Source organism: Pseudomonas sp. SCB32 (genome assembly GCF_009189165.1).
GTDB lineage: Bacteria > Pseudomonadota > Gammaproteobacteria > Pseudomonadales > Pseudomonadaceae > Pseudomonas.
The window spans coordinates 808,791-835,749 of record NZ_CP045118.1 but is presented as its reverse complement, the minus strand read 5'-3'; the positions used below and the strand labels follow the sequence as shown (position 1 = coordinate 835,749).

At 67.2% G+C, this 26,959-nt stretch carries 26 protein-coding genes; 12 read left to right on the top strand and 14 right to left on the bottom strand.

What is annotated here, in order from left to right:
- Positions 1-2: 2 nt before the first annotated feature.
- Positions 3-1,208, top strand: coding sequence for an MFS transporter (locus GA645_RS04050; protein WP_152220184.1), 1,206 nt, complete (start codon positions 3-5; stop codon positions 1,206-1,208).
- A gap of 89 nt (positions 1,209-1,297) precedes the next feature.
- Entirely contained in the window at positions 1,298-2,221 is a 924-nt protein-coding gene (locus tag GA645_RS04045) for a histone deacetylase (protein ID WP_152227886.1), read from the top strand.
- Here GA645_RS04045 and GA645_RS04040 read toward each other — a convergent pair.
- On the bottom strand, positions 2,206-2,706 hold the full coding sequence (locus GA645_RS04040) for a hypothetical protein (protein WP_152220182.1): 501 nt from the start codon (positions 2,704-2,706) through the stop codon (positions 2,206-2,208). The genes GA645_RS04045 and GA645_RS04040 overlap by 16 nt on opposite strands.
- A 419-nt stretch (positions 2,707-3,125) precedes the next feature.
- Here GA645_RS04040 and GA645_RS04035 point away from each other — a divergent pair, with 419 nt between their 5' ends.
- Both GA645_RS04035 and GA645_RS04030 read left to right on the top strand, forming a co-directional pair.
- A complete protein-coding gene (locus GA645_RS04035) occupies positions 3,126-4,301 on the top strand; it encodes a TIGR03862 family flavoprotein (RefSeq protein WP_256676058.1) in 1,176 nt (391 codons plus the stop codon).
- Between the two features lie 59 nt (positions 4,302-4,360).
- Positions 4,361-4,966 carry a GNAT family N-acetyltransferase gene (locus GA645_RS04030; RefSeq protein ID WP_152220178.1) on the top strand — a complete coding sequence of 202 codons (606 nt, stop codon included), beginning with the start codon at positions 4,361-4,363 and terminating at the stop codon, positions 4,964-4,966.
- Between the two features lie 116 nt (positions 4,967-5,082).
- Here GA645_RS04030 and GA645_RS04025 read toward each other — a convergent pair whose 3' ends face one another.
- The 9 genes from GA645_RS04025 to GA645_RS03985 form a co-directional block, all read right to left on the bottom strand.
- Positions 5,083-6,558, bottom strand: a complete 1,476-nt coding sequence (locus tag GA645_RS04025) for an aldehyde dehydrogenase family protein (protein ID WP_152220176.1) — start codon at positions 6,556-6,558, stop codon at positions 5,083-5,085.
- A 25-nt stretch (positions 6,559-6,583) separates the two neighbouring features.
- Positions 6,584-7,402: an ABC transporter permease gene (locus GA645_RS04020; RefSeq protein WP_152220174.1), complete on the bottom strand. Its 819-nt coding sequence runs from the start codon at positions 7,400-7,402 to the stop codon at positions 6,584-6,586.
- Position 7,403: 1 nt separating this feature from the next.
- On the bottom strand, positions 7,404-8,315 hold the full coding sequence (locus GA645_RS04015; RefSeq protein ID WP_152220172.1) for an ABC transporter permease: 912 nt from the start codon (positions 8,313-8,315) through the stop codon (positions 7,404-7,406).
- Positions 8,316-8,445: 130 nt separating this feature from the next.
- Positions 8,446-9,588 carry a PotD/PotF family extracellular solute-binding protein gene (locus tag GA645_RS04010; RefSeq protein WP_152220170.1) on the bottom strand — a complete coding sequence of 381 codons (1,143 nt, stop codon included), beginning with the start codon at positions 9,586-9,588 and terminating at the stop codon, positions 8,446-8,448.
- A gap of 64 nt (positions 9,589-9,652) precedes the next feature.
- Entirely contained in the window at positions 9,653-10,768 is a 1,116-nt protein-coding gene (locus GA645_RS04005) for an ABC transporter ATP-binding protein (protein WP_152220168.1), read from the bottom strand.
- Between the two features lie 301 nt (positions 10,769-11,069).
- The gene (locus tag GA645_RS04000; RefSeq protein WP_152220166.1) at positions 11,070-11,888 is read right to left on the bottom strand and encodes a LuxR C-terminal-related transcriptional regulator; all 819 of its coding nucleotides are present in this window, start codon (positions 11,886-11,888) and stop codon (positions 11,070-11,072) included.
- A gap of 167 nt (positions 11,889-12,055) precedes the next feature.
- Positions 12,056-13,438, bottom strand: a complete 1,383-nt coding sequence (locus tag GA645_RS03995) for a DEAD/DEAH box helicase (RefSeq protein WP_152220164.1) — start codon at positions 13,436-13,438, stop codon at positions 12,056-12,058.
- A 49-nt stretch (positions 13,439-13,487) separates the two neighbouring features.
- A complete protein-coding gene (locus GA645_RS03990; protein WP_152220161.1) occupies positions 13,488-13,964 on the bottom strand; it encodes an NYN domain-containing protein in 477 nt (158 codons plus the stop codon).
- 93 nt (positions 13,965-14,057) lie between these two features.
- On the bottom strand, positions 14,058-14,771 hold the full coding sequence (locus GA645_RS03985) for a DUF2076 family protein (RefSeq protein ID WP_152220159.1): 714 nt from the start codon (positions 14,769-14,771) through the stop codon (positions 14,058-14,060).
- Between the two features lie 143 nt (positions 14,772-14,914).
- Between GA645_RS03985 and GA645_RS03980 the strand changes: the two genes are divergently transcribed.
- On the top strand, positions 14,915-15,583 hold the full coding sequence (locus GA645_RS03980) for a YciC family protein (protein WP_178119607.1): 669 nt from the start codon (positions 14,915-14,917) through the stop codon (positions 15,581-15,583).
- Positions 15,584-15,671: 88 nt separating this feature from the next.
- Entirely contained in the window at positions 15,672-16,112 is a 441-nt protein-coding gene (locus GA645_RS03975) for a VOC family protein (RefSeq protein ID WP_152220155.1), read from the top strand.
- A 156-nt stretch (positions 16,113-16,268) separates the two neighbouring features.
- Here GA645_RS03975 and GA645_RS03970 read toward each other — a convergent pair whose 3' ends face one another.
- Positions 16,269-17,105 (bottom strand): SDR family oxidoreductase, encoded by an 837-nt coding sequence (locus GA645_RS03970; protein ID WP_152220153.1) that lies wholly within the window; start codon positions 17,103-17,105, stop codon positions 16,269-16,271.
- 209 nt (positions 17,106-17,314) lie between these two features.
- The gene (locus GA645_RS03965; RefSeq protein WP_152220151.1) at positions 17,315-17,554 is read right to left on the bottom strand and encodes a CDGSH iron-sulfur domain-containing protein; all 240 of its coding nucleotides are present in this window, start codon (positions 17,552-17,554) and stop codon (positions 17,315-17,317) included.
- A gap of 123 nt (positions 17,555-17,677) precedes the next feature.
- On the opposite strand from GA645_RS03965, the gene GA645_RS03960 reads away from it, so the two are divergent.
- Both GA645_RS03960 and GA645_RS03955 read left to right on the top strand, forming a co-directional pair.
- Positions 17,678-18,760, top strand: a complete 1,083-nt coding sequence (locus GA645_RS03960; protein ID WP_152220150.1) for an endonuclease/exonuclease/phosphatase family protein — start codon at positions 17,678-17,680, stop codon at positions 18,758-18,760.
- Between the two features lie 104 nt (positions 18,761-18,864).
- Positions 18,865-19,629 carry an ABC transporter substrate-binding protein gene (locus GA645_RS03955; protein WP_152220147.1) on the top strand — a complete coding sequence of 255 codons (765 nt, stop codon included), beginning with the start codon at positions 18,865-18,867 and terminating at the stop codon, positions 19,627-19,629.
- A 315-nt stretch (positions 19,630-19,944) separates the two neighbouring features.
- Here the strand turns inward: GA645_RS03955 and hrpB are convergent, their stop codons facing one another.
- On the bottom strand, positions 19,945-22,476 hold the full coding sequence (gene hrpB, locus GA645_RS03950) for an ATP-dependent helicase HrpB (protein WP_152220144.1): 2,532 nt from the start codon (positions 22,474-22,476) through the stop codon (positions 19,945-19,947).
- A gap of 194 nt (positions 22,477-22,670) precedes the next feature.
- Here hrpB and GA645_RS03945 point away from each other — a divergent pair, with 194 nt between their 5' ends.
- From GA645_RS03945 to GA645_RS03935, 3 genes are read left to right on the top strand one after another with little or no spacing between them, the layout of a single operon-like run.
- Positions 22,671-23,087: a polyribonucleotide nucleotidyltransferase gene (locus GA645_RS03945; protein ID WP_152220142.1), complete on the top strand. Its 417-nt coding sequence runs from the start codon at positions 22,671-22,673 to the stop codon at positions 23,085-23,087.
- Position 23,088: 1 nt separating this feature from the next.
- Positions 23,089-23,601: a DinB family protein gene (locus GA645_RS03940; RefSeq protein ID WP_152220131.1), complete on the top strand. Its 513-nt coding sequence runs from the start codon at positions 23,089-23,091 to the stop codon at positions 23,599-23,601.
- Positions 23,598-24,494, top strand: a complete 897-nt coding sequence (locus GA645_RS03935) for a cation diffusion facilitator family transporter (RefSeq protein WP_152220128.1) — start codon at positions 23,598-23,600, stop codon at positions 24,492-24,494. The genes GA645_RS03940 and GA645_RS03935 overlap by 4 nt, the downstream gene beginning before the upstream one ends.
- Here the strand turns inward: GA645_RS03935 and GA645_RS29240 are convergent.
- The gene (locus GA645_RS29240) at positions 24,487-25,713 is read right to left on the bottom strand and encodes a DUF6515 family protein (RefSeq protein ID WP_256676057.1); all 1,227 of its coding nucleotides are present in this window, start codon (positions 25,711-25,713) and stop codon (positions 24,487-24,489) included. The genes GA645_RS03935 and GA645_RS29240 overlap by 8 nt on opposite strands.
- Before the next feature lie 440 nt (positions 25,714-26,153).
- Here GA645_RS29240 and GA645_RS03925 point away from each other — a divergent pair, with 440 nt between their 5' ends.
- Positions 26,154-26,633: an Lrp/AsnC family transcriptional regulator gene (locus tag GA645_RS03925; RefSeq protein WP_152220126.1), complete on the top strand. Its 480-nt coding sequence runs from the start codon at positions 26,154-26,156 to the stop codon at positions 26,631-26,633.
- Positions 26,634-26,959 lie beyond the last annotated feature (326 nt).

The following is a 26,959-nucleotide window of genomic DNA, read 5'->3' as shown; positions in this document are numbered from 1 at the left end:
CCATGACGACCTCCACCACCGGACTGCACCGCAGTACGGCCCTGGTGCTTTTCGCGCTTGCCGTCGGCGGCTTCGCCATCGGCACCACCGAATTCGCCACCATGAGCCTGCTGCCCTACTTCGCCCCCGCCCTGGGCATCGATGCCCCGACCGCCGGCCATGTGATCAGCGCCTACGCCCTGGGCGTGGTGGTGGGTGCGCCATTGCTGGCGGTGCTCGGCGCGCGCCTGCCGCGGCGTACCCTGCTGGTGCTGCTGATGGCCCTGTTCGCCGTCGGCAACGGCCTCAGCGCCCTGGCGCCGACCTACCACTGGATGCTGCTGTTCCGCTTCATCAGCGGCCTGCCCCACGGCGCCTACTTCGGCATCGCCGCGCTGGTCGCAGCCTCCGTGGTGCCGCCGCACCGGCGCACCGTGGCGGTCGGGCGGATGTTCCTCGGCCTCACCGTCGCCACCATCATCGGCGTGCCGGTGGCCAACTGGCTGAGCCAGGCCGTGGGCTGGCGCTGGAGCTTCGCCCTGGTAGCCGCGCTGGGCGTGGCCACCATGATCTGCGTGCGCCTGTTCGCGCCCTTTTCGCCCGCCGAGCCCGACTCCAGCCCGCTGCGCGAGCTGGGCGCACTCAAGCGCGGCCAGGTCTGGATGACCCTGGGCATCGGCGCCATCGGCTTCGGCGGACTGTTCGCGGTGTACACCTACCTGGCCGACATCCTCGGCGCGGTCACCCAGGTTTCCCCCAGCATCGTGCCACTGGTGATGGCGGTGTTCGGCGTCGGCATGACCCTGGGCAACCTGTTCATCCCCGTGCTCGCCGACCGTGCCGTGATGCCCACCGCCGGTGGCCTGCTGGTGTGGAGCGCGGTGGTGCTGGCGATCTTCCCGTTCACCGCGGGGAACATCTGGAGCATCGGCATCTGCGTGTTCTTCGTCGGCTTCGGCGGCGCCCTGGGCACCGTGCTGCAGACCCGCCTGATGGACGTCGCCGAAGACGCCCAGGGCCTGGCCGCGGCGCTGAACCACTCGGCGTTCAACTTCGCCAATGCGCTGGGCCCGTACCTCGGTGGCCTGGCCCTGGCGGCCGGCTACGGCTGGACCTCGCCGGGCTGGGTCGGCAGCCTGCTGGCCATCGGCGGCTTCGTGCTGTGGTCCATCGCGGTCGCCACCAGCCGCAGCGCCGAACGCAACGCCGCGTTCTCCAGCGAAGGTTGAATGCAAAAGGGCCGGCGCATTGCCGGCCCTTTCGTCTGCGCCTCTTGGCGACGTACCCTGTGACACATATCCCCCGCCCCACCGACGCCATGCCGCTGCCCCTGGTCTACCACGACGACTACAGTCCGCCCTTCCCGGACAATCACCGCTTCCCCATGGAGAAGTTCCGCCTGCTGCGCGATCACCTGGTGGACAGCGGACTGACCCGTGACGCCGAGCTGCTGCGCCCGGAGCTTTGCCCGGTGGACGTCCTCGCCCTGGCCCACGACCGTGCCTACATCGAACGCTACTGCAGCGGCGAGATGAGCCGCGAAGAACTGCGCCGCCTCGGCCTGCCCTGGAGCGAGGCGCTGGCCCGACGCACCGTGCGGGCGGTGGGCGGATCGGTGCTCAGCGCGGAGCTCGCATTGCAACACGGCCTGGCCTGCCACCTGGCGGGCGGCACGCACCACGCACATTACGACCACGCCTCGGGCTTCTGCATCTTCAACGACCTGGCGGTGATCAGCCTGTACCTGCTGGAAAGCGGCAAAGCCAACCGCGTGCTGATCTTCGACTGCGACGTGCACCAGGGCGACGGCACCGCGCGCATCCTGGAGAACGTCCCGGACGCGGTGACCGTCTCACTGCACTGCGAGAAGAACTTCCCTGCACGCAAGGCGCAGAGCGACTGGGACATTCCCCTGCCGCTGCACCTGGGCGATGCCCAGTACCTGAAGGTGGTCGAAGAGGCTCTGGATTACCTGCTGCCGCTGTACCAGCCGGACATCGTCCTCTACGACGCCGGCGTCGACGTTCACAAGGATGACGCCCTGGGCTACCTGCAACTCACCGACGCGGGACTGGCGGCCCGTGACGAGCACGTCATCCGCCGCTGCCTCGCCAGCGATATCCCGGTAGTGGGCGTGATCGGCGGCGGCTACGACAAGGACCGCCAGGCCCTGGCACGGCGCCATGGCATCCTGCACCACAGCGCCAGCCGGGTAGCGGTGGAGCTTCAGCTCAGCCGATAGCGCGAGTTGTTGGTGTCCATGCGCGAGGGCAGGCGTTGCTGCTCCCAGCGCGCCAGCTCGTGCTCGGAATACCCCAGCAGGACCCCGGCCCGTTGCCGGGCATCCGCGCCATAGACCTTTTCGCAGACGGCCAGTACCTGCTCCGGCACATGGTGCTTGAGCAGCTCCTGGGCCCGCAGCGGGCCGGCGTACTCCAGATAGCGCGGCAGGAAGCGGCTCCAGTTGGTGAACACGTAGAGGTTATGCAGCGCCACCTGCAGCGAGATACGTTCGAGCAGCTTCTGCTCGAACTTCAGCTTCGACTGCCGAATGTTCTTTTCCAGGCGCACCAGCATGTGCGCCACAGCTTCGTTCAGCAGGTCGCGGATCTCATCGCTGGGCAGCCGTCGAATGACGATATCGACGCCGTTGACCCGCACTCGGGTATCGTTGCCTTCACCCCACAGGTGGGCTTCATGGGAACGGAGGTAATCACGCACTTTCATCGCCAGACAGGACCGTTAATGCAACAGGCCGGCATGCTGACGGATTCACAAAAGCGCCAGAATTAGGCGCTCTCCCGATCCCTTGTAGGAATTATCGCAATCGCCTCCGCGTGAGAACCAGGGAACAGCATCACGAGCCGCTCCCATGAACGCCCCTCCCCCTCATGACCGCCTTCGCACGCGAGCGGTTGTCCACGGCAACTGTGGAGCAGCCTGTGGATAAGCTGCGGGAAAGCGCGTGCAGCGCCGATGTGTACGGCGTTCGGCGGTGCTGGCTGGAAAATGTTCAGCCGGCGGACGAGGCCGCTGCGCTAGAATTGCGCCCCGATCGCCTCTCCCCGCCTGGCCACCGCATGACCCACACCCCTGCCCCCACTTCCCGTACCGCTGCCGTCCTCGGCGGAGGCCCCGCCGGCCTCATGGCCGCTGAAGTCCTGGCCAGCGCCGGGGTGAAGGTCGAGTTGTTCGACGCCATGCCCTCGGTCGGGCGCAAATTCCTGCTGGCTGGCGTGGGTGGCATGAACATCACCCATTCGGAGGCGCGCGAGCCGTTCCTGTCGCGCTATGGGCAACGCGCGCAAACCCTGGCGCCACTGATCGACGCCTTCGACAACCAGGCGCTGTGCCAGTGGATTCACGGCCTGGGCATCGACACCTTCGTCGGCACCTCCGGCCGCGTCTTCCCTACCGACATGAAGGCCGCACCGCTGCTGCGCGCCTGGCTCAAACGCCTGCGCGACGCTGGTGTGGTTATCCACACCCGCCACCGCTGGCTGGGCTGGGATGCCGAAGGCGCCCTGCTGATCGACAGCCCGGAGGGCGCGCGCAGCATCACCGCCGACGTCGTCGTGCTCGCCCTCGGCGGCGGCAGCTGGCAACGCCTGGGCTCCGACGGCGCCTGGGTGCCACTGCTGGCCGAGCGCTCTGTGGGTATCTCGCCGCTGCGCCCGGCCAACTGTGGCTTCGAAGTACAGGGCTGGAGCGAGTTCTTCCGCGACAAGTTCGCTGGCGCGCCGGTCAAGCCGGTGGCCATGTCCGTGGCAGATGGCGAACCTCGCCAGGGCGAGTTCGTGGTCACCGCCGGCGGCATCGAGGGCAGCCTGGTCTATGCGCTATCCGCCGCGATCCGCGGACGCATCGAGCAGCACGGCAGCGCTACGGTGCACCTCGACCTGCTGCCCAACCGCAGCCTGGAACAGGTGGCGAAGGCCGTGGCGCAGCCGCGCGGCTCCAAGTCCATGGCCAACCACCTGCGCGGCCGCCTTGGCCTGGACGGCGTGCGTGCCGGGCTCTTGCGGGAGTTGTCCACAGCCGCCGACTACGCCGACCCACAGCGCCTGGCCACGCTGATCAAGGCCCTGCCGCTGACAGTGGTGCGTACCCGCCCACTCGACGAAGCTATCAGCAGCGCCGGCGGCGTGACCTTCGAGGCGCTGGACGACGCCCTGATGCTCAAGGCGCTGCCCGGCGTGTTCTGCGCGGGCGAAATGCTCGACTGGGAAGCGCCCACCGGCGGCTACCTGCTCACCGCCTGCTTCGCCAGCGGCCGCGCCGCCGGGCTCGGTGCCCTGCACTGGTTGCAGAGGAACAACTGAGCACTGCGCAAATGGAACGACAGTGCTAGATTTCAGGCTCCCAGCCAGGAGTCGCCTGCATGTCACTGACCTTCCGCCGCGCCCGCCCCGATGATATCGACGCCGCCGTCCCGCTGATCTACAGCTCCGGTCCCGACGCCTTCGACTACGCCTTCGCCCGCCCTGGCCGCAACAGCGCCCAGGACTTCCTGCGCTACGCCTTTCTCCAGGGCGGCGGCCAGTTCGGCTGGCGCCAGCACTGGGTCGGCGAACGGGATGGTGAAGTGGTGGCGGCGGGGACGGTGTTCGGCGGCGAGGTGAACCTCGGCTACATGCTCGCGGCCACCCGGCAGATCCTCGGCTACTTCCGGCTCGGCTCACCGAGGGTGATCGTTCGCGGCCTGCAACTGGAACGGATCATCTGCCCGCCGCCCCGGCGCACTCTCTACCTGGCGCACCTGGGCGTCACCTCGGCGCGGCGTGGCGAGGGGCTGGGCAGCCAGTTGATCGAGCACTTCCTGCAGATCGGCCGCAGCGCCGGCCTGCCCATGGCGGCGCTGGATGTCTCCACGGCCAACCCCAAGGCCCAGGCGCTCTACGAGCGGCTGGGCTTCAGCGTGCAGGTGGAGCGCGCCTCGACCCTGCCGGGCGTGGCCGGCAGTCGCTACATGCAGCGACCGCTATGAGCCGAACCCGGACATAGGGTGTACAACCGTTCGCGGGCATGACCCGCTCCTACAGGGGGCTTCGGCAAGCTCTTGTAGGAGCGGGTCATGCCCGCGAAGTTTTTCAGAGGGAGCCGTCAGTCCTTCAGGTACCACCCCCACGGCTGGTCCGAGATGTACTCGGTCACCTGCTTCACCTCCAGGTAATTCTCCAGCCCCCACACGCCCAGCTCGCGGCCGATGCCGCTCTGCTTCATGCCGCCCCAGGGCGCCTGGGTGAAAGTCGGTTGCGAGCAGTTGACCCAGACGATCCCCGCGCGCAGCCCGTCGGCCACCCGCGCGGCGCGCTGCGGGTCGCCCGACATCACCGCGCCGGCCAGGCCGAAGCGGCTGTCGTTGGCCAGGCGCAGGGCCTCAGCCTCAGTCTTGAAGCGCTTCACGCAGAGCACCGGGCCGAATATTTCCTCGCGCCAGATCAGCGCGTCCTCGGCCGGCTCGTCGAAGATCGCCGGTTCAATGAACCAGCCCTCCTCCAGCCCCGCCGGACGCCTTCCGCCGGTAAGCAACCGGGCGCCGCCCGCGCGGCCCTTCTCGACGAAACCCAGCACCTTCTCGTGCTGCCCCTGGCTGACCAGCGGGCCGAGCAGCACGCCCGGCTCCAGGCCGTTGCCGATGGTGATGGCGCGGGTCGCCTCCACCAGCCGCTCGATCAGGCGCGGGGCGATGCCCTCCTGTACCAGCAGGCGCGAGGTGGCGCTGCATACCTGGCCCTGGTTCCAGAAGATGCCGAACAGGATCCATTCCACCGCCGCTTCGACATCGCTGTCGTCGAAGACAATGAAGGCCGATTTGCCGCCCAGCTCCAGGCTGACGTTCTTGATGTCCTGAGCCGCCGCCGACATGATCCGCGAGCCGGTCGGAACGCTGCCGGTGAAGGCCAGCTTGTCCACGCCCGGGTGCTGGCTGAGCGGCCCACCGGCCTCCGCGCCCAGGCCGGGCAGCACGTTCAGCACACCCGCCGGCAGCCCCACGGCATCCGCCGCGGCGGCCAGCTCCAGCGCGCTCAGCGGGGTCAGCTCGGACGGCTTGAGCACGCAGGTCGCGCCCGCTGCCAGGGCCGGCGCGACCTTCCACGAAGCCATCAGCAGCGGGTAGTTCCAGGGGATGATCTGCCCCGCCACGCCCACTGGTTCCTGGCGGATGCGGCAGCGGAAGCGCTCGTCGGGCAGCGCCAGGACCTGGTCCTGGCGCTCGTCCAGTTGCCGCGCCAGCTCCGCGTAGTAGCGGAAGCAACCGATGGCGTCGGCCACGTCCCATTGCGCCTCGGGCAGCGGCTTGCCGTTGTCGCGCACCTCCAGCTCGGCCAGGGCATCCTGATTGCGCTCGAGTTCGGCGGCCAACGCCTCCAGCCACTCGGCACGCTCGGCGCCACGGGTCTGGCCCCAGCCACGATTGAACGCCGTGTGCGCCGCGCGCACGGCATGGTCGACGTCTTCTTCGGTGGCCGCCGGCACTTCCCGCAGGGGCTGGCCGGTGGCCGGGTCGAAGCTGGTGAAGTGGCCGCCCAGGTCCGGCCTGACCCACTGCCCGTTGATGTAGAGCTGGTCACGCATCCTCGAGTCTCCTTGAAGTCGGCCTTCAGGCGGCCTGTACGCCGGTGCGGCGGTTCTGCAGGTAGCGGGAGGTGAACAGCAGCGCCAGCGAGGCGCAGATGATCACCGTGGAGATGGCGTTGATCTCCGGCGTGATACCCCGGCGGATCGACGAGAAGATGTAGATCGGCAGCGTGGTTTCAGAGCCGGCGACGAAGAAGGCGATGATGAAATCGTCGAAGCTGAAGGTGAACGCCAACAGGAAGCCGGCGAGGATGGCCGGGGCGATCTGCGGCAGCATCACGCGCCAGAAGGTATCCAGTGGCGGCGCATAGAGATCGGCGGAAGCCTCCAGCAGCGACTGGTCCATTGCCTCGACGCGGGTGCGGACGATCACCATCACCAGTGCCATGGTGAACAGCGAATGCGCCGCCATGACCGTGCCGAAGCCCATGTTGAGTTTCGGCAGGCCGATATCCAGCAGCGCCAGCAGTGGGTTGAGGATGTCGAACAGGGTGATGAAGGCGATCAGCGTGGCGATACCAATGACGATGCCCGGCACGATGATCGCGCAGTAGGTCAGCGCGTCGAACAGCAGCCGTACCCGCTTGCCGACCCGCTGCAGGCCGAACACCGCGAGGGTGCCGAACAGCGTGGCGATCAGCGCCGAGCAAAGGGCGATCAGCGCGCTGTTGCCCAGGGCTTCCATGATGAACGGGTTGCCGAAGGCGCGGCCGAACCACTGCACCGAGCAGCACTGGAAGCTCAGCCCGCTGCGCCCGGCATTGAAGGCGAAGAGCATGATCAGCGCGATAGGCGCGTAGAGGAACAGGTAGACCGAGGTGGAGTAACTGCGCAGCCACATGTCAGAGCACCCCGTCGTTGCGCGAGCCGCCGAAGCGGGCCACGAGTTTCAGGTACAGGCCGATGATCGCCAGCATCATCGCCACCAGGGTCATCGCCACCGCACTGCCGAAGGGCCAGTTGCGCGATTGCAGGAACAGGTCGACCAGGGCGTTGCCGACGAAGAACACCTTGCCGCCGCCGAGGATCGCCGGAATCAGGAACTCGCCCATGAGCAGGATGAACACCAGCATCACCCCGGTGATCACCCCCGGCGCGGAGAGCGGCAGGGTGATCCGGCGGAAGGTTTCGAAGGCACTGGCGCCGAGGTCGCCGGAGGCTTCAAGCAGGCGTTTGTCGAGTTTCTCCAGGGCCACGTAGATGGGGAACACCATCAGCGGCAGATAGCCGTAGACGATGCCGATCAGCACCGCGTAAGGCGTGTTGATCAGGCGCACGTCGGCGATGCCGAAGGTCTCCAGCAGCGCCGGGATGCCACGGCCGCTGAGCAGGAAGATCCAGGCGTAGGTGCGGATCAGGAAGCTGGTCCAGAACGGCACGATGACCAGGGTCAGCAGCAGCGACTTGTTGCGCCGCACCTTCACCGCCAGGAAGTAGGCCAGCGGATAGGCCGCCAGCAGGCACGCCAGGGTGCCCAGCGGCGCCAGGGTCAGGGTGTTCCAGAAGGCCTGGGCGCGGGAGCCGAGGTTCAGGTAGTTCTCCAGCGTCAGCCCGCCGCCGTAGCCGCCCACGGCGCTGCGCTCGCCGAAGCTGAAGACCAGGATGATCACCAGCGGCATCATGAGCAGAAGCAGGAACCACAGGGTGGAGGGCAAAAGCAGCAGCAGCGTGACGCGCCGGCCGAGGCTTTGCGCACGCGAGACCGAGGGCGTCGCCCGGGTCTGCGGCAACGGAGCGCTGACAGCGATGTTCATGTTCGAATCCCTAGGCATGGGGTTGTCGCCTGTGAGCGGCATCAGTCACTGGGCCCCCGCATTCGCGGGGGTGACGTCAGGACACGCGCCTTCATCGTCATTCCCGCGAACGCGGGAACCCAGTGCCGGCTTACGCCGCCTTGAACCGCGCCATCAGTTCGGCACGCGCCGGGCTGGTAAGGGTCGCCGCGGCGCCGAACTCCAGCGGTGAAAGCCGCTCGGCCGCCGGGTACATGATCGGGTCGTCGAGCATCGCCTTGGACAGCAGCGCATCGACGCGCTTGTCCCCGCTCGGGTAGCCGTGGGCGAGCACTTCCAGCTTGTTGTGCTGCGGGTCGAGCAGGTAGTTGATGAACGCATAGGCGGCGTCCTTGTGCTCGGCGCCTTTGGGAATGGCGAAGAAGTCGCTCCAGATTTCGCCGCCCTCCTTGCCCAGCACGAAGGTCATTTCCGGGTTGTCGCGGTGCAGCTGGGAGGCGTCGCCGGTCCAGGCCATGGCCATCCAGGCGTCGCCATTGCGCAGCGAGGGCTGGATGTCGGAGTTGATGGCGAACAGGTGCGGCTTGGACTGGATCAACAGCTTCTCGGCTTCGGCCAGCTCCTTCGGGTCCAGCGAGTTGAAGCTGTAGCCGTAGTACTTGAGCGCGTTGCCGATGGCGGTGAGCTGGTAGTCGTGGACGATGGTGCGCCCCGAGGCGCTGGTCAGCGTCAGGTCCCAGAACTGCTTCCAGGAATCCGGATTGCCCTTGATGTGGCTTGCGTCGTAGATGATCCCGGTGGTGCCCCAGTTCTTCGGCACCGCGTAGACCTTGCCATCCACCGTGCCCTGGGCCATGAAGCGCTCCTGGAAGGCCTTCGGGTCGAAGTTGGGGATGCGCGAGAGGTCCAGCGGCTCGATCAGCCCGAGCTGCACGTAGGTGCTGATGGTGTAGTTGGTCGGCACGAAGACATCCCAGCCGCTGCCGCCAGCCTGCAGCTTGGCGAGCATCTCCTCGTTGGAGCCGAACACGTTCATCTGCACCCGGGCGCCGGTGGTTTTGGCGAAGGCCTCGAAATTCTCCGGGCTGTGGTAGTTCGGCCAGGTGGCCAGGGCCAGGCGGTCGCCGATGGAAGTGTTCTCTCCCGCATAAGCCTTGCCAGTCAACAGGCCGGGGGTGTTGGCAGCCACCACGGCCATCGCCAGCCCGAGGCCGGTCTTGCCGAGAAACTCGCGACGCGTGATGGAGCCGTTTTCCCAGCTGCGCATCGTCTTGATGAAGTTCTTCTTGTCCATCGTCACTCCCCGCCTGTCTGCTGATTGTCTGTCGTTAGGGTTGGATCATCGGGATTCGCCAGGCTCAGAGGGCCATGGCCAGGCCGCTGGCCTGGTTCCAGCCGACCTGCACCGGCGCGCCGTGTTCGAAGCCTTCACCCGCGCCGCCGGCCAGGCGCGGCACACGCACGCAGACGATGCCGAAGGCGTCGGTACGTACGCGGTATTCGGTGAGATTGCCCAGATAGATGCGGTCCTCGACGCGGCCTTTCAGGCGCACCTCGCGCTGCAGTTCCGAGTCGGCGGCGGCGATGCCGATCAGCTCCGGACGCACCGCGATACAGCCCTCGGCCTGGGGCGAAAGCAGCGGGCCGGTGGGCGTCGCCGGGCTGCTCAGCTCCAGGCCCGCCGAGGTGCCCAACACCACGCGCTCGCCCTCGAAGCGCCGCACGGTGCCGGAGAACAGGTTCGACTCGCCGATGAAGTCGGCCACGTAGCGGCTCGCCGGGGTTTCGTAGAGCGCTTCGGGCGTAGCGGTCTGGATGATCAGGCCATCTTTCATGATGCTGATGCTGTCGCTCATCGACAGCGCCTCTTCCTGGTCATGGGTGACCAGCACGAAGGTGATGCCGACCTCGCGCTGCAGGCGCAGCAGTTCCGATTGCATCTCCTTGCGCAGCTTGCGGTCGAGCGCGGCCAGCGGCTCGTCGAGCAGCAGCACGGTGGGCTTGTTCACCAGTGCGCGGGCGAGCGCCACGCGCTGCTGCTGACCGCCGGAAAGCTCGTGCGGCTTGCGCGCACCGAAGCCGGAAAGGCGCACCATCTCCAGCGCCTCGTCGGCCATCCGGCGCTGCTGCGCGCGGTCCGGGCGCGGCGTGCGATAGCGCAGGCCATAGGCGATGTTCTCGGCCACCGTCAGGTGCGGGAACAGTGCGTAATGCTGGAACACCATGTTCACCGGCCGCTGGTGCGCCGGCACCCCGGCCACCGCCTGGCCGGCCAGCAGCACTTCGCCTTCGCTGGGCTGCTCGAAGCCGGCGATCATCCGCAGGGTGGTGGTCTTGCCGCAGCCTGAACTGCCGAGGAAGGAATGGAAGGCGCCGCGCTTCACCTTGAAGCTCAGGCCGTTGACCGCCGGCACGCTGCCGTAGCGCTTGACCACGTTACGGAATTCGATATCGAAATCCTGACCGCTCTCCATCACCGCGCACTCCAACCTTGTTCTTGTTGGCAGTCACGCTATCAATGGGGCTTTCGGGGTGTATATATCCCTCGGGGGATAGATGGCGTGATTGGTTCTCTCGGCACGCAATCGCGGAATGGGCTTCCCTGTAGGAGCGCGCCATGCCCGCGATCGCGGGCATGGCCCGCTCCTACAAAGGGCACCCGGAGCTGTCTGTATCTGTAGGCGCGAGCTTGCTCGCGAACATTCCAGGACACCGAGCCAGGTCGGTTCGCGAGCAAGGGCTGGGCGCCCCCTCGCTCCTACGAAGAGCCGCCGCTCAGCCCACCGCCAGCATCCCACCCGCCGCATCCCGCCCACCCAATTCGCGGATGAACAGGCCCAGCAGCTCCGACTGGCTGCCGATGCCGAGCTTGGCGTAGATGTTCTTGCGGTGGATCTTCACCGTGCCGGGGCTGATGTCCAGCTGCTCCGCCACCGAGGCGCTGGAGTGGCCGCGCAGCAGCAGCTGGACGATCTCCTGCTCGCGGGCGGTGAGCACCTGCGCACCGAACTGGTCGAACGCCTCGCGGATCTGGTAGTCGAGGTCCTGCTCCGGGCGCGGTTGTGCGCGGCGCAGTTCCCAGGCCTCGCGCACCACCTGTTCCACCACCGGCCGTGCGCACTCAAGCATCTGCATCTCGTCGCGGCTGTAGGCGGGGCTTACGGTCTTGCGCATCAGCGACAGCACCGCCGTGGCGCCATCGGCGAGGTCGACGAAGAAGGCGATCTCCTCGGTCAGGCCGGTCTGCTGGTAGTAGGTCTGGTAGTACTCGCCGAGGTAGAAGTGGTCCGGCGCAAACTGGCGCAGGCGCCAGAGGCCCGGCGCCTGGTTGCGGGTGCAGGCGAGGTAGAAGGGATCGAGCAGGTAGGGGCCGACCTGGTAATCCTCGACATAGACGTGGCGGACGTCGGCCGGGAAGGTGTCGAACAGGTCCAGTGGGCGGTGATTGCCTTCGTAGACGAAGAGCACGAAGTTATCCACCGTGCAGACCTGCTGCAGCCACTGGCTGAGGCCGAGCAGACGCGGGCGGCCGGCGGCCAGCGGGAGCAGATGGGCGACTCCGCCGGTCCAGGCTTTGAGTTCCTTGTGGCGCATGGGGTGTCGTTCTTGTTGTGTGCGCGATGCGCACACTATAGGCGTTGGGGATTGCACACGGAAATGCAGGTTTTGCGCCACGCACCTGAACGCTCCGGAATTCCCGGATTCAACCCTTGGCTTCGCACCGCGATAGAGCAGGCGCGGCCAACGCGCGCCTTAGCGGCTCAGGGACGGCGGCCCTTGCCGGCAGGCGGCTTACCGGAAGATGACTTGCCACCGGCCGGCTTGCCGCCGCCTGCCTTGCCCCCCAGGCCAAAGCCCGGCGCCTTGCGCACCGCCTTGACTTGCGGCTTGTCCTCCAGCAGTGCGCCGAGGTGGACCTTGCCTGGCTTGCCCTCCGGCACCTTGGGTTGCTTGGGCTTCTTCGGCTTCTTCAGCACCTGACCGCCCGGCGTGGTGACCGGCACCCGGTGGTCCGGCTCGAAGCCGTCTTCCTCATGGCGCTTCAGAGTCTGGCCGATCAGCGTCTCGATGGCCGCCAGCTGCTGCACTTCGTCGGCGCAGACCAGCGAGATCGCCTGCCCGCTGGCGCCGGCGCGGCCGGTACGGCCGATACGGTGCACGTAGTCTTCGGGGACGATGGGCAGGTCGAAGTTGACCACCAGCGGCATCTCCTCGATATCCAGGCCGCGGGCGGCCACGTCGGTGGCGATGAGGAAGTCCACCTCGCCGGCCTTGAACCGGGCCAGGGCGCGCAGGCGCGCCGGCTGCGGCTTGTCGCCGTGGATCGAGTCGGCGCGGATGCCCTCTTCCTGCAGCAGGCCGAGCAGTTCGTCGACACCCTTGCGGGTCTTGGCGAACACCAGCGCCTGGCTCCAGCCCTGTTCGCGCAGCAGGTGCAGGAACAGCTCCGCCTTGCGCTTCTTGTCCACGGTGACCAGGTGCTGCTTCACCGTCTTCGCCGCCGTGTTGCGCGGCGCCACGTCGATGGTCAGCGGGTCGCGCAAAAGGTTACGCGCCATCTGGCGGATGGCGTCGGAGAAGGTCGCGGAGAACAGCAGGGTCTGCCGGCGCCTGGGCAGCGCGGCGAAGACTTCGTCCAGCTCGCGGGCGAAGCCCAGGTCGAGCATGCGGTCGGCCTCGTCCAGCACCAGGGCCTGCAGCTGGGTGAATTTCAGGGCGTTCTGCCGGTACAGGTCGAGCAGCCGGCCGGGGGTCGCCACCAGTACGTCGACGCCCTTGCGCAGCTTCATCATCTGCGGGTTGATGCTCACCCCGCCGTACGCCACCGCCGTGCGCAGCGGTACGTGCTGGCCATAGGCGCGGAAGCTCTCGTGCACCTGCTCGGCCAGTTCGCGGGTCGGCACCAGCACCAGCGCGCGGATCGAGTTGGCGGCGACCTGCGGGCCTTCCTGCAGCAATTTCTGCAACAACGGCAGGGCGAAACCGGCGGTCTTGCCGGTGCCGGTCTGCGCGGCGGCGAGCAGGTCACGGCCCTTGAGGACCGCGGGGATGGCCTGGGCCTGGACCGGCGTCGGGGTCTGGTAGCCGAGCCCGTCGAGGGCGCGCAGGAAGGGATCGATCAGGCCGAGGGAGGCGAAGGTCATGGAGCGCTCGCAGAGAAGTCGGGAATGGGCGGCATTGTAGCCGCTGGGCTCAGTGGCGCAGCAGCAACGGGCCGTCGATAGGCACGTAGCGGCTGGCGGCGCGGATCAGCGCCTGGGCGGTCAGGCCGGGCACGCCGTAGGCGGTGGCGTCGGTGCCGCCGGCACGGACGCGTTCGAGCAACAGGTCGAAGTCGCCGTCACCGGAGGCCAGGACGATTTCGTCCACCTTGGGCGCGGCGTCGAGGATATCGATGGTGATGCCCACGTCCCAGTCGCCCTTGGCCGAGCCATCGCTGCGCTGGATGTAGGGTTTGAGCCGCACGGTGAAGCCTAAGTTGCGCAGGATCTGCTGGAACTGCTGCTGACGCGCGTCGCCCCGGTCGATGGCGTAGGCATAGGCCTGGACGATGGTGCCCTGGCGGCTCAGCTCCGCCCACAGGGCCGCGTAGTTGAAGTGGCAGCCGTAGGCCTGACGCACGGTGTAGTAGAGGTTCTGCACGTCGGCGAACAGTGCGATGGTCTTCAACGAAAGCTCCGGGACTCTTGCGGCGGGGGCGCATTATCGACACAGCGCGCGGCCCCCGCCAGTCCCGGTGGGCGGGACGGACCTCGAGTCGGGTCAGCTGAACATGTCGCCGTCGTCGTCGAAGAAGCTGGAGTCGCCACTATCGTCGTAGCTGGCGTTGCTGAAGCCGTTGTCGGCGTAACGGTCACCACCGGAGAGGGAATCACCGAAATTCGAAGGCTCCGGCTGCACCGGCACCTGCTCCTGGATCACCTCGACGATTTCCTGCGGCTGGTTGTGGTGGAACATGCTGGTCAGCAGGTCTGCCACCATCACCCCGCCCGCAACACCGGCCGCGGTCTGCAATGCGCCGCGCATGAAACCGCCGCCCTGGGGCGCGGCCTGCGCCGCTGCCGGGGCAGCCGCCGGACGAAAGTCATTCGGGTTGCTCGCATAGCCAGCGCTACCGCCAGGCTGGGAGAAACGCGTCTGGCCCCAGCCATCGGGGCGCTCCTGCGTCTGGGCGGGGCGCGGCTCCTGGCTCTGGCCGCCGCCAAACAGGCCGGCGAGGAAGCCGCCGCTGTTGGGACGCTGCTCCTGAGCCTTGGCCTGCTGGGCCTCCAGCTCCTTGACGCGTTGGTCCAGGCGTTTGATCGCCGCTTCCTGGATCAGCATCGCCTGGGCCATGTAGTAGGGCGCCGCCGGCTGCTGCACCAGGTGCCGGTTGATCTGCGCCTCGGCCTGGGCGTCGCGCGGCGCGGTCTGTGCCTCGGCGTCACGCAGGCGGACGAACAGACCATCGATCAGGGATTGCTCTTCGGAATTCATGGCGGGCCTCGAGTGAGCGGGGTGTTTTACGGAAGATTGGATCGGGACGGCAAAAAACAAGTTCCGGGGACTGAAATGTCCTACCTTCAACTGAAGGTTTGCTTAAGTTAGAGTCGAGGCCCGTCGATCCGTCTCCCATGCCGATGAATCCAATCTCAGTCCTGCGCGACACCTGGTTCTTCTTCACCCGTCACATCGGCACGCTGCTACCGCTGTGCCTGCCGTGGATCATTGTGGAAACGCTGGTCCAGCAGCAGATCGACGTCGCCGTCGACTCGCAGAACTTCGCGCCCTGGGGCATGGCCGCCGGGCTGGTGTTCTATCCGATCTACACCGCCAGCCTGATCCTGTTCCTCATCGACCGGGGCGAAGGGCGCGAGCGCGGAGTGCGCGAGCTGTGGAACGCGGCGTTGCGGCTGTGGCCGGCCTTCGCCCTGCTCTCGGCGCTGAGCTCGCTGCTGATCCTGGTGGGCCTTGCGCTCTATGTGCTGCCGGGCCTGTTCTTCATGGTCAAGATGACCTTTTCCGAGTTCATCCTGGTGCAGCGCGGCAATTCGCCCATCGACGCCATGCGCGAGAGCTTCCGCCTGACCAGCGGGCACTTCTTCCTGCTGCTCACCACCACCCTGGTGATCCTCGCACCGGTCTGGATGGCCGAGGGCTGGATCAGCCAGGTCGCCCAGGACTCGCCCGGCACCGGCGTGCTGCTGCACTCCATCAGTGGCTTCTTCCAGTTGCTGGTGACGGTGGCGGCCTACCGCATCTACATCCTCGGCCCCGGCAGCGAGGAAAACGAGGGACGCGAGGCCTGAGGCCCCGCAGCAATCGGCAACACATCCCACGGCGAAGCAGCCGGTCGCCATCTACGCTGGAGTCTCCCGCCCTTGACCGGAGACTCCCGTGAGCGACCAACCGAGCTATCCACCCAGCTGCCTTTCGCACATTTCCATCGGCACCAACGACTACGCCCGCGCCAAAGCTTTCTACGACGCGGTGCTGCCCGCCCTGGGCTGCCGGACGATCATGGAGCATCCCGGCGCGGTGGCCTACGGACGCGAATTCCCGGAATTCTGGGTGCAGACTCCGATCGACGGCCGCCCCGCCAGCGTGGGCAACGGCACCCATTTCGGCTTCATCGCCAACACCCGCGAAGCGGTGGACGCCTTCTACCGGGCCGCGCTGGCCGCCGGCGCCACCGATGACGGTGCGCCTGGTCCACGTCCGCTCTACGGCGATCCCTACTACGGCTGCTTCGTCCGCGACCTGGATGGGCACAAGATCGAGGCGTCGTTCTGGGATATGGACCTGGCGGGTAGCGCCCACGATTCGCACTCGCACTGACTCCCGCTCGCCCGGCCGATGCACCCCGGTACAACGCCATCCTACGGAGCGGGTTGATCTACCCGTAGGAGCGGGCCATGCCCGCGATGCTCTTCAGCCGCCTTACGGCGCTTTCGCGGGCGTGGCCCGCTCCTACAGGGGTAGTCCCGAGGCGACTCAATGCCCCGGCTTGAGCCCCGACATCTTCGGCACCAGCAGCTTCTCGAACAGTCGCGGGAAGAAGCGCGCCAGGATGCGCGCGCGCCAATTGACGTTGGACAGCACCAGCAGCCGCTTGCGGCGCAGTGCGCCCTGGTAGATCGCTTCGGCCACATCGCGCGGCGACGCCACGTCGGCGCCCAGGGCCAGCGCAGGCTGGCGGATCACCGAACCATCCCCCACCAGCGCGTTCTTGCGCAGGTCGGTGGCGGTAAATCCCGGGCAGGCCAGGGTGATCGCCACCCCCGTGCCGTCGAGCTCCATCCGCAGCGTGTCGAACAGCCCGTGCAGGGCATGCTTGCTGGCGTTATAGGCGCTGCGGTAGAGCAACGGCGCGAAACCGGTCAGCGAGCTGAGCACGACGATCTGCCCACGCCGCGCCAGCAGGCTGGGCAGCGCCGCCTGGGTGCAGTGCAGCGCGCCGTAGAAGTTCACCGCCATGACCCGCTGGAACACCGCAAGGTCGGTGTCGGCGAACAGGCTGCGGTGAGTGATGCCTGCATTGTTCACCAGCACGTCGATGCCGCCGAAGCGTTCGATGGCCAACGCCACGCAGCGACGCACCGCCTCGGCGTCGGCGATGTCGCAGCGCAGGCCGAGCGCCTCGACGTTGTGGTGCTCGCGCAGGTGCTGGACCAGGCTGTCCAGCGCCGCCTGGTCGAGGTCGAGGATCACCAGGTGCGAACCGGCCTGGGCGAAGCGCAGCGCCAGGGCGCGGCCGATCCCCGAGCAGCCGCCGGTGACCAGCACCACCTTGTGCCGATAGGCCTGGCGGGTGAAGAGTTTGCGCGGCATGCGGCCTCCTCTGAGCCTGCTCAATGTCTGCCTGCACTTGCCCATGCGGCGTTGAAAACAGGCTCAAAATGCTCATTTACAACTCGTAAACTGCGCTTTCTCGCCTGTTTTTGCCTGACTCGCTCCGCTCGCCCTTCGGGCCAGCCTTCGGCTGTTACTCCCGCTGGTCGTTTGCCTGAGCTGCGTTCGGCGAGACATTGAACAGGCTCTCACAGGGATGCGTGGGTCCCGTCGCAGCAAGGCGGCGTGTGGGTGTGCTTGCAGCCACAGAAGAACAGCAGCTCGTCGCGCGCGGCGTGGTACTTCAGCGGCAGCAGGCCGGAGCCCTTGTGCGAACCGTCACAGAAGGGCTGGCTGGCGCTGCGGCCGCAGCGACACCAGAAATAGTCCTCGCCGGCGTGGACCTCCACCGCAAAGGGGCCGCGCTGGGCGATCAGTGCCTCGGTCATCGGGCGAACCTCCCGGCGCTGCCGCGCCTCAAGGAGCAGAATGCCTCGCGGAGGAAACGCGCAGGTGAAATGCGCGGTCACAGACACTATCCTCTCGCACATCAAGGATAGCCCCTAAGCTGAATGAACCTCTCGTTGCCACGCCGCGCCCTGTTCCTGCTGCTCATCGTCCTGCTGCTCGCCGCGACCGCCGGCGCCTGGCTGCTGGCCTGGCGTCCCGCCGAACGTGAAGCGGTGGCCGCTCAGTGCCGCGCACCGGCGCCGCAGCTGCAACCGGGGCAGACGCTGAAGGTGATGACCTGGAACGTCCAGTACCTGGCCGGCAAGCGCTACATCTTCTGGAACGACCTGCCCGACACCATCGGCCCGGACGACAAGCCCAGTGTCGAAGATATCGCCTACAGCCTCGACGAAGTGGTGCGGGTGATCCGTGACGAAGCGCCGGACATCGTCCTGCTGCAGGAAGTCGACGACGGCGCGGCGGCCACCGGCAAGCAGGACCAGCAGGCGCTGATCGGTGACCGCCTGACCGACCTCTATCCCTGCTCCACCGCCGCCTTCGACTGGAAGGCGCGCTTCGATCCCAACCCCCATGTGTTCGGCAGCGCCGGGCGCAAGCTGGTGACCTTCAGCCGCTTCCAGATCAGTGGCGGTGAGCGCATCGCGCTACCGCAGCGCTCAGCGATCCCGCTGCTGCGCCTGTTCGCCCCGCAGCCGGCCATGCTGCAGAGCCAGCTGCCGATCCGCGGTGGCGGCCAGCTGAGCGTGATCAACACGCGCCTGGAGCGCCCCAACGGCGACGACACCCCGCAACGGCAGATCGACGCCCTCGGGCGCCATCTCGACGCGCTGCAGAGCGCTGGCCAGCCCTGGCTGCTGGGCGGTGACCTCGGCCTGCTGCCGCTGGGCCAGTACCCCTACCTGCCCGAGGTGTTGCGCGCGCCCTACCGCGCCAACAGCGAACTGAACCTGCTGGCGGCGCGCTTCCCGGTGATCCCGGCGGTGCAGGAATCCAGCGGCACCGAGCAGTCACAGTGGTACACCCACTTCCCCAACGACCCGCGCGTACACAACCCCGACCGCACCCTCGACTACCTGTTCTACAGCTCCCGCCTGAGCCGCCTCGACGCCAGCGTGCGGCACAACGACACCCTGCGCATCTCCAACCACCTGCCGCTCAACGGGCGCTTCCTGCTGCCGCACTGAGCAGCGCCGCACGCCCTCGCCGGCCGGCGCTGGACAAGCACGCCAGCGCCAACGCATGCTGCGCCAGCCGCGCACAATAACGACAAGACTCACCGCAGGTAGCCATGCTCTTTCGCCGTATCGCCTGGCTGATCGCCATACTGTTCTGCCTACACGCCAGCGCCCGTGACATCCCCAGCCTGGCCGACCGTCTGCCGCATCCGCTGCCGGTGCTGGATGTCGGCTACTACGAATTCCCGCCCTACACCTACACCGCCCCCGATGGCAGCACCCACGGCAGTGGCGCCGAGATGGTCCGGCGCATCCTGCTCAAGGCCGGCTACCGTGCCCGCTTCCGTTCGCTGCCCAGTGCGCGCCTGTACCTCGGCCTCCAGGACGGCAGCGTACAGCTGTGGGCCGGCGCTACCGGCAAGCCCGAACTGGTCGACAGCACCCTGGAATGCGAGCGCACCCTCGGCCACGTCGAGCTCAACCTCTACCGTCTGCCGTCGCGCTCCGCACCACAGCTGCCACAGGGCCTGGCCGGCAGCCGGATCATCCTGATCAGCGGCTACAGCTACTGGAAGCCGATCAACGACCTGCTGGACGACTCCCACCTGAAACTGGAGCTGCACCGCACCAGCACCCACGCTGCGGCGCTGCAGATGCTCGACCGCCAGCGTGGCGACTACCTGATCGACTACCAGGCGCCGGTGGAACAGGCCCGCCGCGAACTGCAGTTGCCGCCGCTGGCCTTCGACCGGCTGTACAGCGTGCCGACCAAACTGATCATCTCCCGCCGCGCGCCCAACGCCGAACAACTGCGAACGCAGCTGGACCACGCCTACGACGAGCTGAAGGCGGCGGGATATGAGATGGAGCTGCCCTGAACTGGGAAGGCGGGCATTGCATAGGAGCGGACTCCGTCCGCGATGAAATCCGAGGCCGCGAAGAGCATCGCGGATGACTCCGCTCCTGCACGGCCCTCCCCTGAAAAAGTGAGGGAAGTGCTGCTCGGGTCAGGCTGAAACCTTTGCACCAGCTGCCCCAGGGAAAGGACGGCAAAGATGCAGCACGTAGGATGGGTAGAGCGAAGCGAAACCCGTGCTGTCCTGTAATCCGGTGTCCATGCTCGATGGGTTTCGCTTCGCTCTACGCCATCCTACAAGCGCACCGAAAACAGATACCCCTGCGGGTCACCAATCTCACACCTTGCGCGGTTTGGCCCGCGCCGTCGGCTCGGCGATCAGCGGGTCATCCGGCCAGTAATGCTTCGGATATCGCCCCTTCAGGTCCTTCTTCACCTCGGCATAGGTACTGCGCCAGAAGTTGGCCAGGTCCTGGGTCACCTGCACCGGCCGCTGCGCCGGCGACAACAGGTGCAGCTTCACCGCCAGCCGCCCGCCAGCGATGCGCGGCGTGTCGGCCAGGCCGAACAGTTCCTGCAAACGCACCGCGAGCACCGGCGGGAACTCGGTGTAGTCCAGGCGGATGTTCGACCCGGACGGCACCTGCAGGGTGCGCGGCGCCAGCTCGTCGAGGCGCTGCGGCAGCGGCCATGGCAGAACGCCGTGGAGAATCCCGGACAGCTCCAGGTTGGCGAAGTGCGCCAACCGCGAGACTTTGCCCAGGTACGGCAGCAACCAGTCTTCCAGCGAGCCGAGCAACGCCGCGTCGCTGACGTCCGGCCACTCGCTCTCGCCCTTGCCCTCCAGGTCCAGTCGACGCAACAGCGCGACCCGCGCCTGCCACTGGCGCAGCTCCGGCGTCCACGGCAGCAGCTCCAGGCCCTTGCGCCGCACCAGGCCAAGCAATGCGCGGCTGCGGGCCTCTTCGTCGAGTGACGGCAAGGCCTCGGTGGCCAGCACCAGCTCGCCGACCTTGCGCTGACGCTCGGCGCGCAGCACGCCTTCGCGCTCGTCCCAGTCCAGCTCGTCGTGGACGCTGACCTGCTCAGCCAGGATCGACTCGAACAACGCCGGCTCCAGCGCCGCCGCCAGGTAGATGCGTTCCTCGCGCTGCCCCTGGCGGCTGCCGAGGTCGGCAATCACCAGCCAGGGCTCCTTCATCAGGGCATCCGGCTCGCCGAACAGTGCGGCACGGCCGTTGGCCAATCGATATTCGCCGCCACCGACGCGACGCTGGCGGGCGATGCGGTCCGGGTAGGCGAAGGCAAGCAACCCGCCGAGCCAGCGGGAATGATCCGGATCGCTCACCGGTTCACGGGCCGGCCCACGTAGGTAGCCCTTGAACTGCCGCGCCAGCTGCCGGACCCGTTGCACCGCGCCACGACTGGCGCGCGGCGCACTCTGCTCCCCCGCCAGCAGGGCGATGCGATGGTGCAGGTCGGCGTCGTTGCCGCGCAGGATGTCGCGTTCGCCCAGTAGCGCGGCGAGGTCGCAAGCCAGCGGCCCCAGGCCGAGGGCATGTCCGCGCAACAGCAGATGGGCGATGCGTGGATGCGCCGGCAGCTCGGCCATCGCCTGGCCGTGGGGCGTCAGGTTGCCGCCGCCGGTGCGAGAGGCCAGCGCGCCCAGGCGCTCCAGCAGGTCGAGGGCCTGGGCATATGCGGCGGCGGGCGGCAGGTCGAGCCAGGCCAGCTCCTGCGGGGCAACGCCCCAGCGCGCCAGTTGCAAAGCGAGACCGGCAAGGTCGGCCTGAAGGATTTCCGCCGTGCCATAGGCCGGCAGCTGGTCATGCTGCGCCTCCGACCACAACCGGTAGCAGGCGCCCGGCTCCAGGCGTCCGGCACGGCCGGCGCGCTGGGTGGCGGAAGCGCGGGAGATGCGCTGGGTGTCCAGGCGGGTCATGCCGCTGCCCGGATCGAAGCGCGGCACCCGCGCCAGCCCCGCATCCACCACCACGCGTACGCCGTCGATGGTCAGGCTGGTTTCGGCGATGTTGGTCGCCAGCACCACTTTGCGCTTGCCCGCTGGCGCGGGCTCGATGGCGGCGCGCTGGGCGTCGAGGTCGAGTTCACCGTGCAGGGGGCAGATTAGGACTTCCGGGCGGCCGGCCAAGGCTTCGCCCAGTTGCTCGGCGACGCGGCGAATCTCCGCCTGCCCGGGCAGGAACACCAGCAGGCTGCCGCCCTCGTCGGCCAGCGCCTGCTGCACCGTCTGCACCACGCGCGGCTCGATGAATTCGCCGGCCTGCCAGGGACGGCCCCAGCGGATATCCACCGGGAACATACGACCCTCGCTGCGCACCACAGGCGCGTCGTCGAGCAGCGCGGAGAGGCGTTCGCCTTCGAGGGTCGCGGACATCACCAGCACCTTCAGCGCCGGCTCGTCACGCAACAGCGCGCGGCCGTTAAGGGTCAGCGCCAGGGCGAGGTCGGCGTCCAGGCTGCGCTCGTGGAATTCGTCGAAGATCACCAGCCCCACGCCGTCCAGAGCCGGGTCGTCCTGCAGGCGGCGGGCGAGGATGCCTTCGGTGACCACTTCGATGCGCGTCTTCGGGCCGACCTTGCTGTCCAGGCGAATGCGGTAGCCGACGGTTTCGCCGACCTTCTCGCCCAGCTCGGCGGCCAGGCGCTCGGCGGCAGCGCGGGCGGCCAGGCGACGCGGCTCCAGCATCAGGATCGATTGCCCGGCCAGCCAGGGCTCATCGAGCACCGCCAGCGGCACGCGGGTGGTCTTGCCCGCGCCGGGCGGCGCTTCCAGTACCACCTCGTGGCGCGCGGCCAGGGCCTGGCGCAGCTCGGGGAGGACACTGTCGATGGGAAGGGCGTTCATGCCGGCTCCGTAAATTCCAAACTTCATGCTGCGGTAACCCGGCGGACGCGGGGGCGCGGCGATTATACCGGGCGAACCGCAAGGTCTACTCAGGAGTCTTAGAAGCAGCGAGCTCGCCACATAGTGCGAATCTGCCAGCAACGGCAGCGAGCTCGTTGATATAGTTACCGGCATCATCCTCCCGGAGGTTCTCCATGCGTCTCGCTACCCGTGTGTCCTGCGCGGTTCTTTGCGCCACCCTGTTCAGTCAACTGACGGCCTGCGGCACTATCTTCTACCCCGATCGCCGCGGCCAGATCGACGGCCGAATCGACCCGGCCATCGCGGTCTTCGACGCCATCGGTCTGTTGTTCTACATCATCCCGGGCCTGATCGCCTTCGGCGTAGACTTCGCTACCGGCGCCATCTACCTGCCCGATGCCAAGTACTCGGTCGCGCCGGATAAGCTCAAGGATGCAGTGAGTGAAGACGGCACCGTCGACAAGGCTAAACTCAAGGCGATCATCGAGCACGAAACCGGCCGCAGCCTGCCGCTGGACGACCCGCGTCTGATCCAGCGCAGCGGCAGCCTCCAACAACTCGCCAGCCTGGGAATGCACCCGGAGGCTTGATATGCACGGCGCTCTCGCTTCACACCTTCAGCAACTCCTGGCGTACCACCAGTGGGCCTACGACCGCATCCTGGAGGCCGTCGCGCCTCTGGATGAGGCGGCCTATCGCGCACCGCGCGGGCTGTTCTTCGACAGCCTGCACGGTACCCTCAACCACCTCGCGGTGGTCGACCGCATCTGGTTCGCCCGTGTGCAGCGAGAGCCCTGGCAGTTCGAACGCCTGGACGCTGAGGCGGCGCCCGACCGCGCGGGCCTCACCGCCTTCCTCAAGGAAGGCGTCGACGCCTGGCGGCTGTGGCTCGACAAGCAGACCGACGCCACCCTCGGCAGTGCGCTGGCCTACCGCAACATGGCCGGCCAGGAGCATCGCCAGAGCCTGGCCAACATCGTCCAGCATGTGGTCAATCACGGCACCCACCACCGCGGCCAGATGAGCGCGGCGCTGACCGCCATCGGCCAGAAGGCGCCGCTGCTCGATTACATCTATTTCCTGCCCAACCGCATGGACACATGATCACCCACGCCAGCAATACCCACCTGCTGCGCCTGGCGACCTTCTCGTCGCTCGGCGTGGCCATCACCCTTGTAATAGCCAAAGCCATCGTCTGGTGGCTCAGCGGCTCGGTCAGCCTGCTCGCCGGCCTGACCGACTCGCTGCTCGACGGCGCCGCCTCATTCCTCAACCTGCTGGCGGTGCACTACGCCATCCGCCCGGCGGACGACGACCACCGCTACGGCCACGGCAAGGCCGAATCCCTCTCGGGCCTGGCCCAGGCGCTGTTCATCGCGGTGAGTGCGGTGCTGGTCGGCGCCCAGGCCATCGACCGCCTGCAACACCCGGCGCCGGTGGAGGCTGCCGGCTGGGGCATCGCGGTCATGATCCTGTCCCTGGTCCTCACCGCCGCGCTGCTGGCCGTGCAGGGGTACGTGGTGAGGATCACCGGCTCCAACGCCATCCGCGCCGACTCGCTGCATTACCGCTCGGACCTGCTGCTCAACAGCAGCATCCTGGTGGCCCTGGTGCTGGCGCAGTTCGGCTGGCAGCAGATGGATGCGATCTTCGGCCTGGGCATCGCCCTGTACATCCTCTGGAGCTCCTTCCAGATCGCCCGCGAATCCATCGCCGTGCTGATGGACGAGGAACTGCCCCCGGACGTCAGCACGCGCATGCTCGAACTGGTGCGCGAAGTGCCCGGCGTGCTCGGCGCCCACGACCTGCGCACGCGGATTTCCGGTACTCACTGGTTCGTCCAGCTGCACCTGGAACTGCCCGGCGAGCTGACCCTGTCCAAGGCGCACCTGCTGTGCGACGAGGCGGTGCTGGCGATCCACAAGGAGTTCCCGCGGGCCGAGGTGCTGGTGCACGCCGATCCGCAGGAAGTGGTGGGCAAAGAGACCATCAGTTGACGCTGTAGCCGCGCCCGCTCAGGCACGCGCCGAGGGCGCGGCGGTAGTTGTCGGCGACATAGGCCGGCGGTGCGTACGTCGCCGCGGCCGGGTCGAAGCCGCTCTGGTTGGCAGCCCACTGATGGCATTCATAGCGGTCGCGGTTCTGCTGGTCCGGCCCCTGTCCATACATCGGGTACGCGATCACGTCGTAGGCTGACTGCGCCACCAGCGGCTGCTCCATCGGCGGCGCCACCACCTCGTACTCCTGCGAATCGGCCTGCCACAGGTAGTAGGTCCCCGCCACCAGGAAGTAGCCGATGCTGCCGATCCACACCTGTTCGGCGTAGGACGGCAGGTAGCGCACGCGCACGCCATAGGGCGGCGTCACCACCACGTAGCGCGAGCCATACGGGCGATACCAGTAGCCGTCGTCGAAGAAGTAATCCGCCCCGCGATAAGGCACCCGATAGTGCCCGGCCGGTACGCTGTTCACCACATAGCCCGGACGCCAGTAGGAGGGATGCGGCCCCCAGTTGCCATGGGACGGCGGCGGGCGCCCCTGCCAGCCACCGGGAGGCGGACGCGAGCCCCCTTGCCAGCCCGGCCGGTCGGAATGCTCGCCTTGCCATTGAGTGGTGCCGGCGCCGATTGGGCGGCCGTGCCACTGGTCGTTACCGCTGGGCGGGGGAATTCCCGGATTGGCATTGGCGGCGGGCGGACGGCCCGACCACTGCCCACCGTTGTTGCCCGGTGAATTGCCATGCCAGTCATGGTCACCCCTGGGGTTCCCCTGCCATTGCCCGCCATTGCTGGCGGGTGGATGGCCCTGCCACTGACCATTGCCGTTCACTTGCGGATGGACTTGCCATTGGCCGTTGCCATTGCCCTGAGGGTGGCCTTGCCACTGGCCATTGCCGTTCCCTTGCGGGTGGCCCTGCCACTGGCCATTGCCGTTCCCTTGCGGGTGGCCCTGCCACTGGCCATTGCCGTTCCCTTGCGGATGGCCTTGCCATTGTCCGCCCGAATTTTCAGCCGGGCGCTGCTGCCAATTGCCCATGGGGCGGCTCGGCCCCTCGTGGGACATCGGCGTCCGTCCGCCGCCATTATTGCCCTGGCTGGCGGCGGGTCGCCCCTGGGACTGACCGGACTGGTCCTGTGGCTCGGCTGCCAGTGCCTGGGCAGCGATGGCCAGGGAAAGCAGCGTAACCCCGGCGAACGGCCAGATGCCCGACTTCATGAACGCCTCACTTCGGCCTGGGCCGAAAACAGTGATGTGACATTGCCATAGACCACGGCGCAGGCCCCGTATTGCAAGGCACTGAGTAAAGTCAGGGTAAAGATGGCAGAGAAATCGCGGGCAAGAAAAAAGGGAGGCTCGTCAGCCTCCCTTCGGGAATCTCGTCCTGCTCGTCGCTGTTGGCGCCGGCTCACCTCGCTCCGCCTTCTGGGCAGTGCGTAGCCCGGTGGCCGGCGCGATCCTGTTGGGTCGGCGGGCCGCGAAACGCCTGATTGGGCGGATCGCAGGGGGACGTGATGTCCGGGCTGTGAATCTGGAAGAAATACTACGGCGACAGAGCGAGGAAATGATTGCTAAGATTGCTCATATAGGCACCACACGAGCAACAAATTCCTAAAAATTACGCCATAAGCGCAATTCAATAGAAACACGAGGCTTTCATGGACAAGCTGGACCGCTACGACCTGCGCATTCTCGCCGAACTGCAGCGTGACGCGCGCATCTCCAACCAGGAGCTGGCCGAACGCATCGGCCTGTCGCCCTCCCCCTGCTCGCGGCGGGTCAAACAGCTGGAAGACGACGGCTACATCGTCCGCCAGGTCGCCCTGCTCGACAGCAAGAAACTCGGCCTGAGCCTCACCGCCTTCGTCCTGATCGGCATGGACCGCCACACGCCGGAGCGCTTCGAGCACTTCCAGCAGATCATCGGCAAATGCCCGGAAGTCCTGGAGTGCAGCCTGGTGACCGGGATGGACGCGGACTACCAGCTCAAGGTGATGGTGCCGGACATGGAGCGCTACCAGCACTTCCTGCTCGGCACCTTGACCCGCATCGAGGGCGTCACCAGCGTGCGCTCGAGTTTCGTGCTGCGTAATGTGCTGGCGAGCACCGAGCTGCCGTTGGATCACTTGCGGGTTTGATCGTTGCCTTTTGTAGGAGCAAGGGAGACGCCCAGTCATTGCTCGCGAACCGCACACGGCCATTATTCCGGTGTAGGCGCTGACATCATTCGCTGACAAAGTCCGCTCGTACGAAAGGTGTGTTCCTTTGTAGGAGCAACTGTCTTTTGGGCTCCCGCGTTCGCGGGAGTGACGATGTCATGCACCGCCCTCCGCAATCGTCTTCCCCGCGAACGCGGGGATCCAAAAGACAATGTGTAGAGGACTTTCTCCGCAGTGCTTTTGGTCGGGCATTTCTGCGCCGCTTCGGCGTGTGCTGAGAGATTCTGTTTCGCCCCCTCGGGCGA

What these genes read in the sequence shown, in the direction of transcription:
- GA645_RS04015 (WP_152220172.1), bottom strand. Translation starts at nt 8,315, where the DNA reads ATGAACATCGCTGTCAGCGCTCCGTTGCCGCAGACCCGGGCGACGCCC.
- GA645_RS04010 (WP_152220170.1), bottom strand. Translation starts at nt 9,588, where the DNA reads ATGGACAAGAAGAACTTCATCAAGACGATGCGCAGCTGGGAAAACGGC.
- GA645_RS04040 (WP_152220182.1), bottom strand. Translation starts at nt 2,706, where the DNA reads ATGAAAGTGCGTGATTACCTCCGTTCCCATGAAGCCCACCTGTGGGGT.
- GA645_RS03935 (WP_152220128.1), top strand. Translation starts at nt 23,598, where the DNA reads ATGATCACCCACGCCAGCAATACCCACCTGCTGCGCCTGGCGACCTTC.
- GA645_RS03965 (WP_152220151.1), bottom strand. Translation starts at nt 17,554, where the DNA reads ATGACCGAGGCACTGATCGCCCAGCGCGGCCCCTTTGCGGTGGAGGTC.
- GA645_RS04000 (WP_152220166.1), bottom strand. Translation starts at nt 11,888, where the DNA reads ATGCGCCACAAGGAACTCAAAGCCTGGACCGGCGGAGTCGCCCATCTG.
- GA645_RS29240 (WP_256676057.1), bottom strand. Translation starts at nt 25,713, where the DNA reads ATGAAGTCGGGCATCTGGCCGTTCGCCGGGGTTACGCTGCTTTCCCTG.
- hrpB (WP_152220144.1), bottom strand. Translation starts at nt 22,476, where the DNA reads ATGAACGCCCTTCCCATCGACAGTGTCCTCCCCGAGCTGCGCCAGGCC.
- GA645_RS03940 (WP_152220131.1), top strand. Translation starts at nt 23,089, where the DNA reads ATGCACGGCGCTCTCGCTTCACACCTTCAGCAACTCCTGGCGTACCAC.
- GA645_RS04050 (WP_152220184.1), top strand. Translation starts at nt 3, where the DNA reads ATGACGACCTCCACCACCGGACTGCACCGCAGTACGGCCCTGGTGCTT.
- GA645_RS03995 (WP_152220164.1), bottom strand. Translation starts at nt 13,438, where the DNA reads ATGACCTTCGCCTCCCTCGGCCTGATCGATCCCTTCCTGCGCGCCCTC.
- GA645_RS03980 (WP_178119607.1), top strand. Translation starts at nt 14,915, where the DNA reads ATGAATCCAATCTCAGTCCTGCGCGACACCTGGTTCTTCTTCACCCGT.
- GA645_RS04025 (WP_152220176.1), bottom strand. Translation starts at nt 6,558, where the DNA reads ATGCGTGACCAGCTCTACATCAACGGGCAGTGGGTCAGGCCGGACCTG.
- GA645_RS03960 (WP_152220150.1), top strand. Translation starts at nt 17,678, where the DNA reads ATGAACCTCTCGTTGCCACGCCGCGCCCTGTTCCTGCTGCTCATCGTC.
- GA645_RS03925 (WP_152220126.1), top strand. Translation starts at nt 26,154, where the DNA reads ATGGACAAGCTGGACCGCTACGACCTGCGCATTCTCGCCGAACTGCAG.
- GA645_RS04030 (WP_152220178.1), top strand. Translation starts at nt 4,361, where the DNA reads ATGTCACTGACCTTCCGCCGCGCCCGCCCCGATGATATCGACGCCGCC.
- GA645_RS04020 (WP_152220174.1), bottom strand. Translation starts at nt 7,402, where the DNA reads ATGTGGCTGCGCAGTTACTCCACCTCGGTCTACCTGTTCCTCTACGCG.
- GA645_RS03955 (WP_152220147.1), top strand. Translation starts at nt 18,865, where the DNA reads ATGCTCTTTCGCCGTATCGCCTGGCTGATCGCCATACTGTTCTGCCTA.
- GA645_RS04005 (WP_152220168.1), bottom strand. Translation starts at nt 10,768, where the DNA reads ATGGAGAGCGGTCAGGATTTCGATATCGAATTCCGTAACGTGGTCAAG.
- GA645_RS03970 (WP_152220153.1), bottom strand. Translation starts at nt 17,105, where the DNA reads ATGCCGCGCAAACTCTTCACCCGCCAGGCCTATCGGCACAAGGTGGTG.
- GA645_RS04045 (WP_152227886.1), top strand. Translation starts at nt 1,298, where the DNA reads ATGCCGCTGCCCCTGGTCTACCACGACGACTACAGTCCGCCCTTCCCG.
- GA645_RS04035 (WP_256676058.1), top strand. Translation starts at nt 3,126, where the DNA reads ATGGCCGCTGAAGTCCTGGCCAGCGCCGGGGTGAAGGTCGAGTTGTTC.
- GA645_RS03945 (WP_152220142.1), top strand. Translation starts at nt 22,671, where the DNA reads ATGCGTCTCGCTACCCGTGTGTCCTGCGCGGTTCTTTGCGCCACCCTG.
- GA645_RS03985 (WP_152220159.1), bottom strand. Translation starts at nt 14,771, where the DNA reads ATGAATTCCGAAGAGCAATCCCTGATCGATGGTCTGTTCGTCCGCCTG.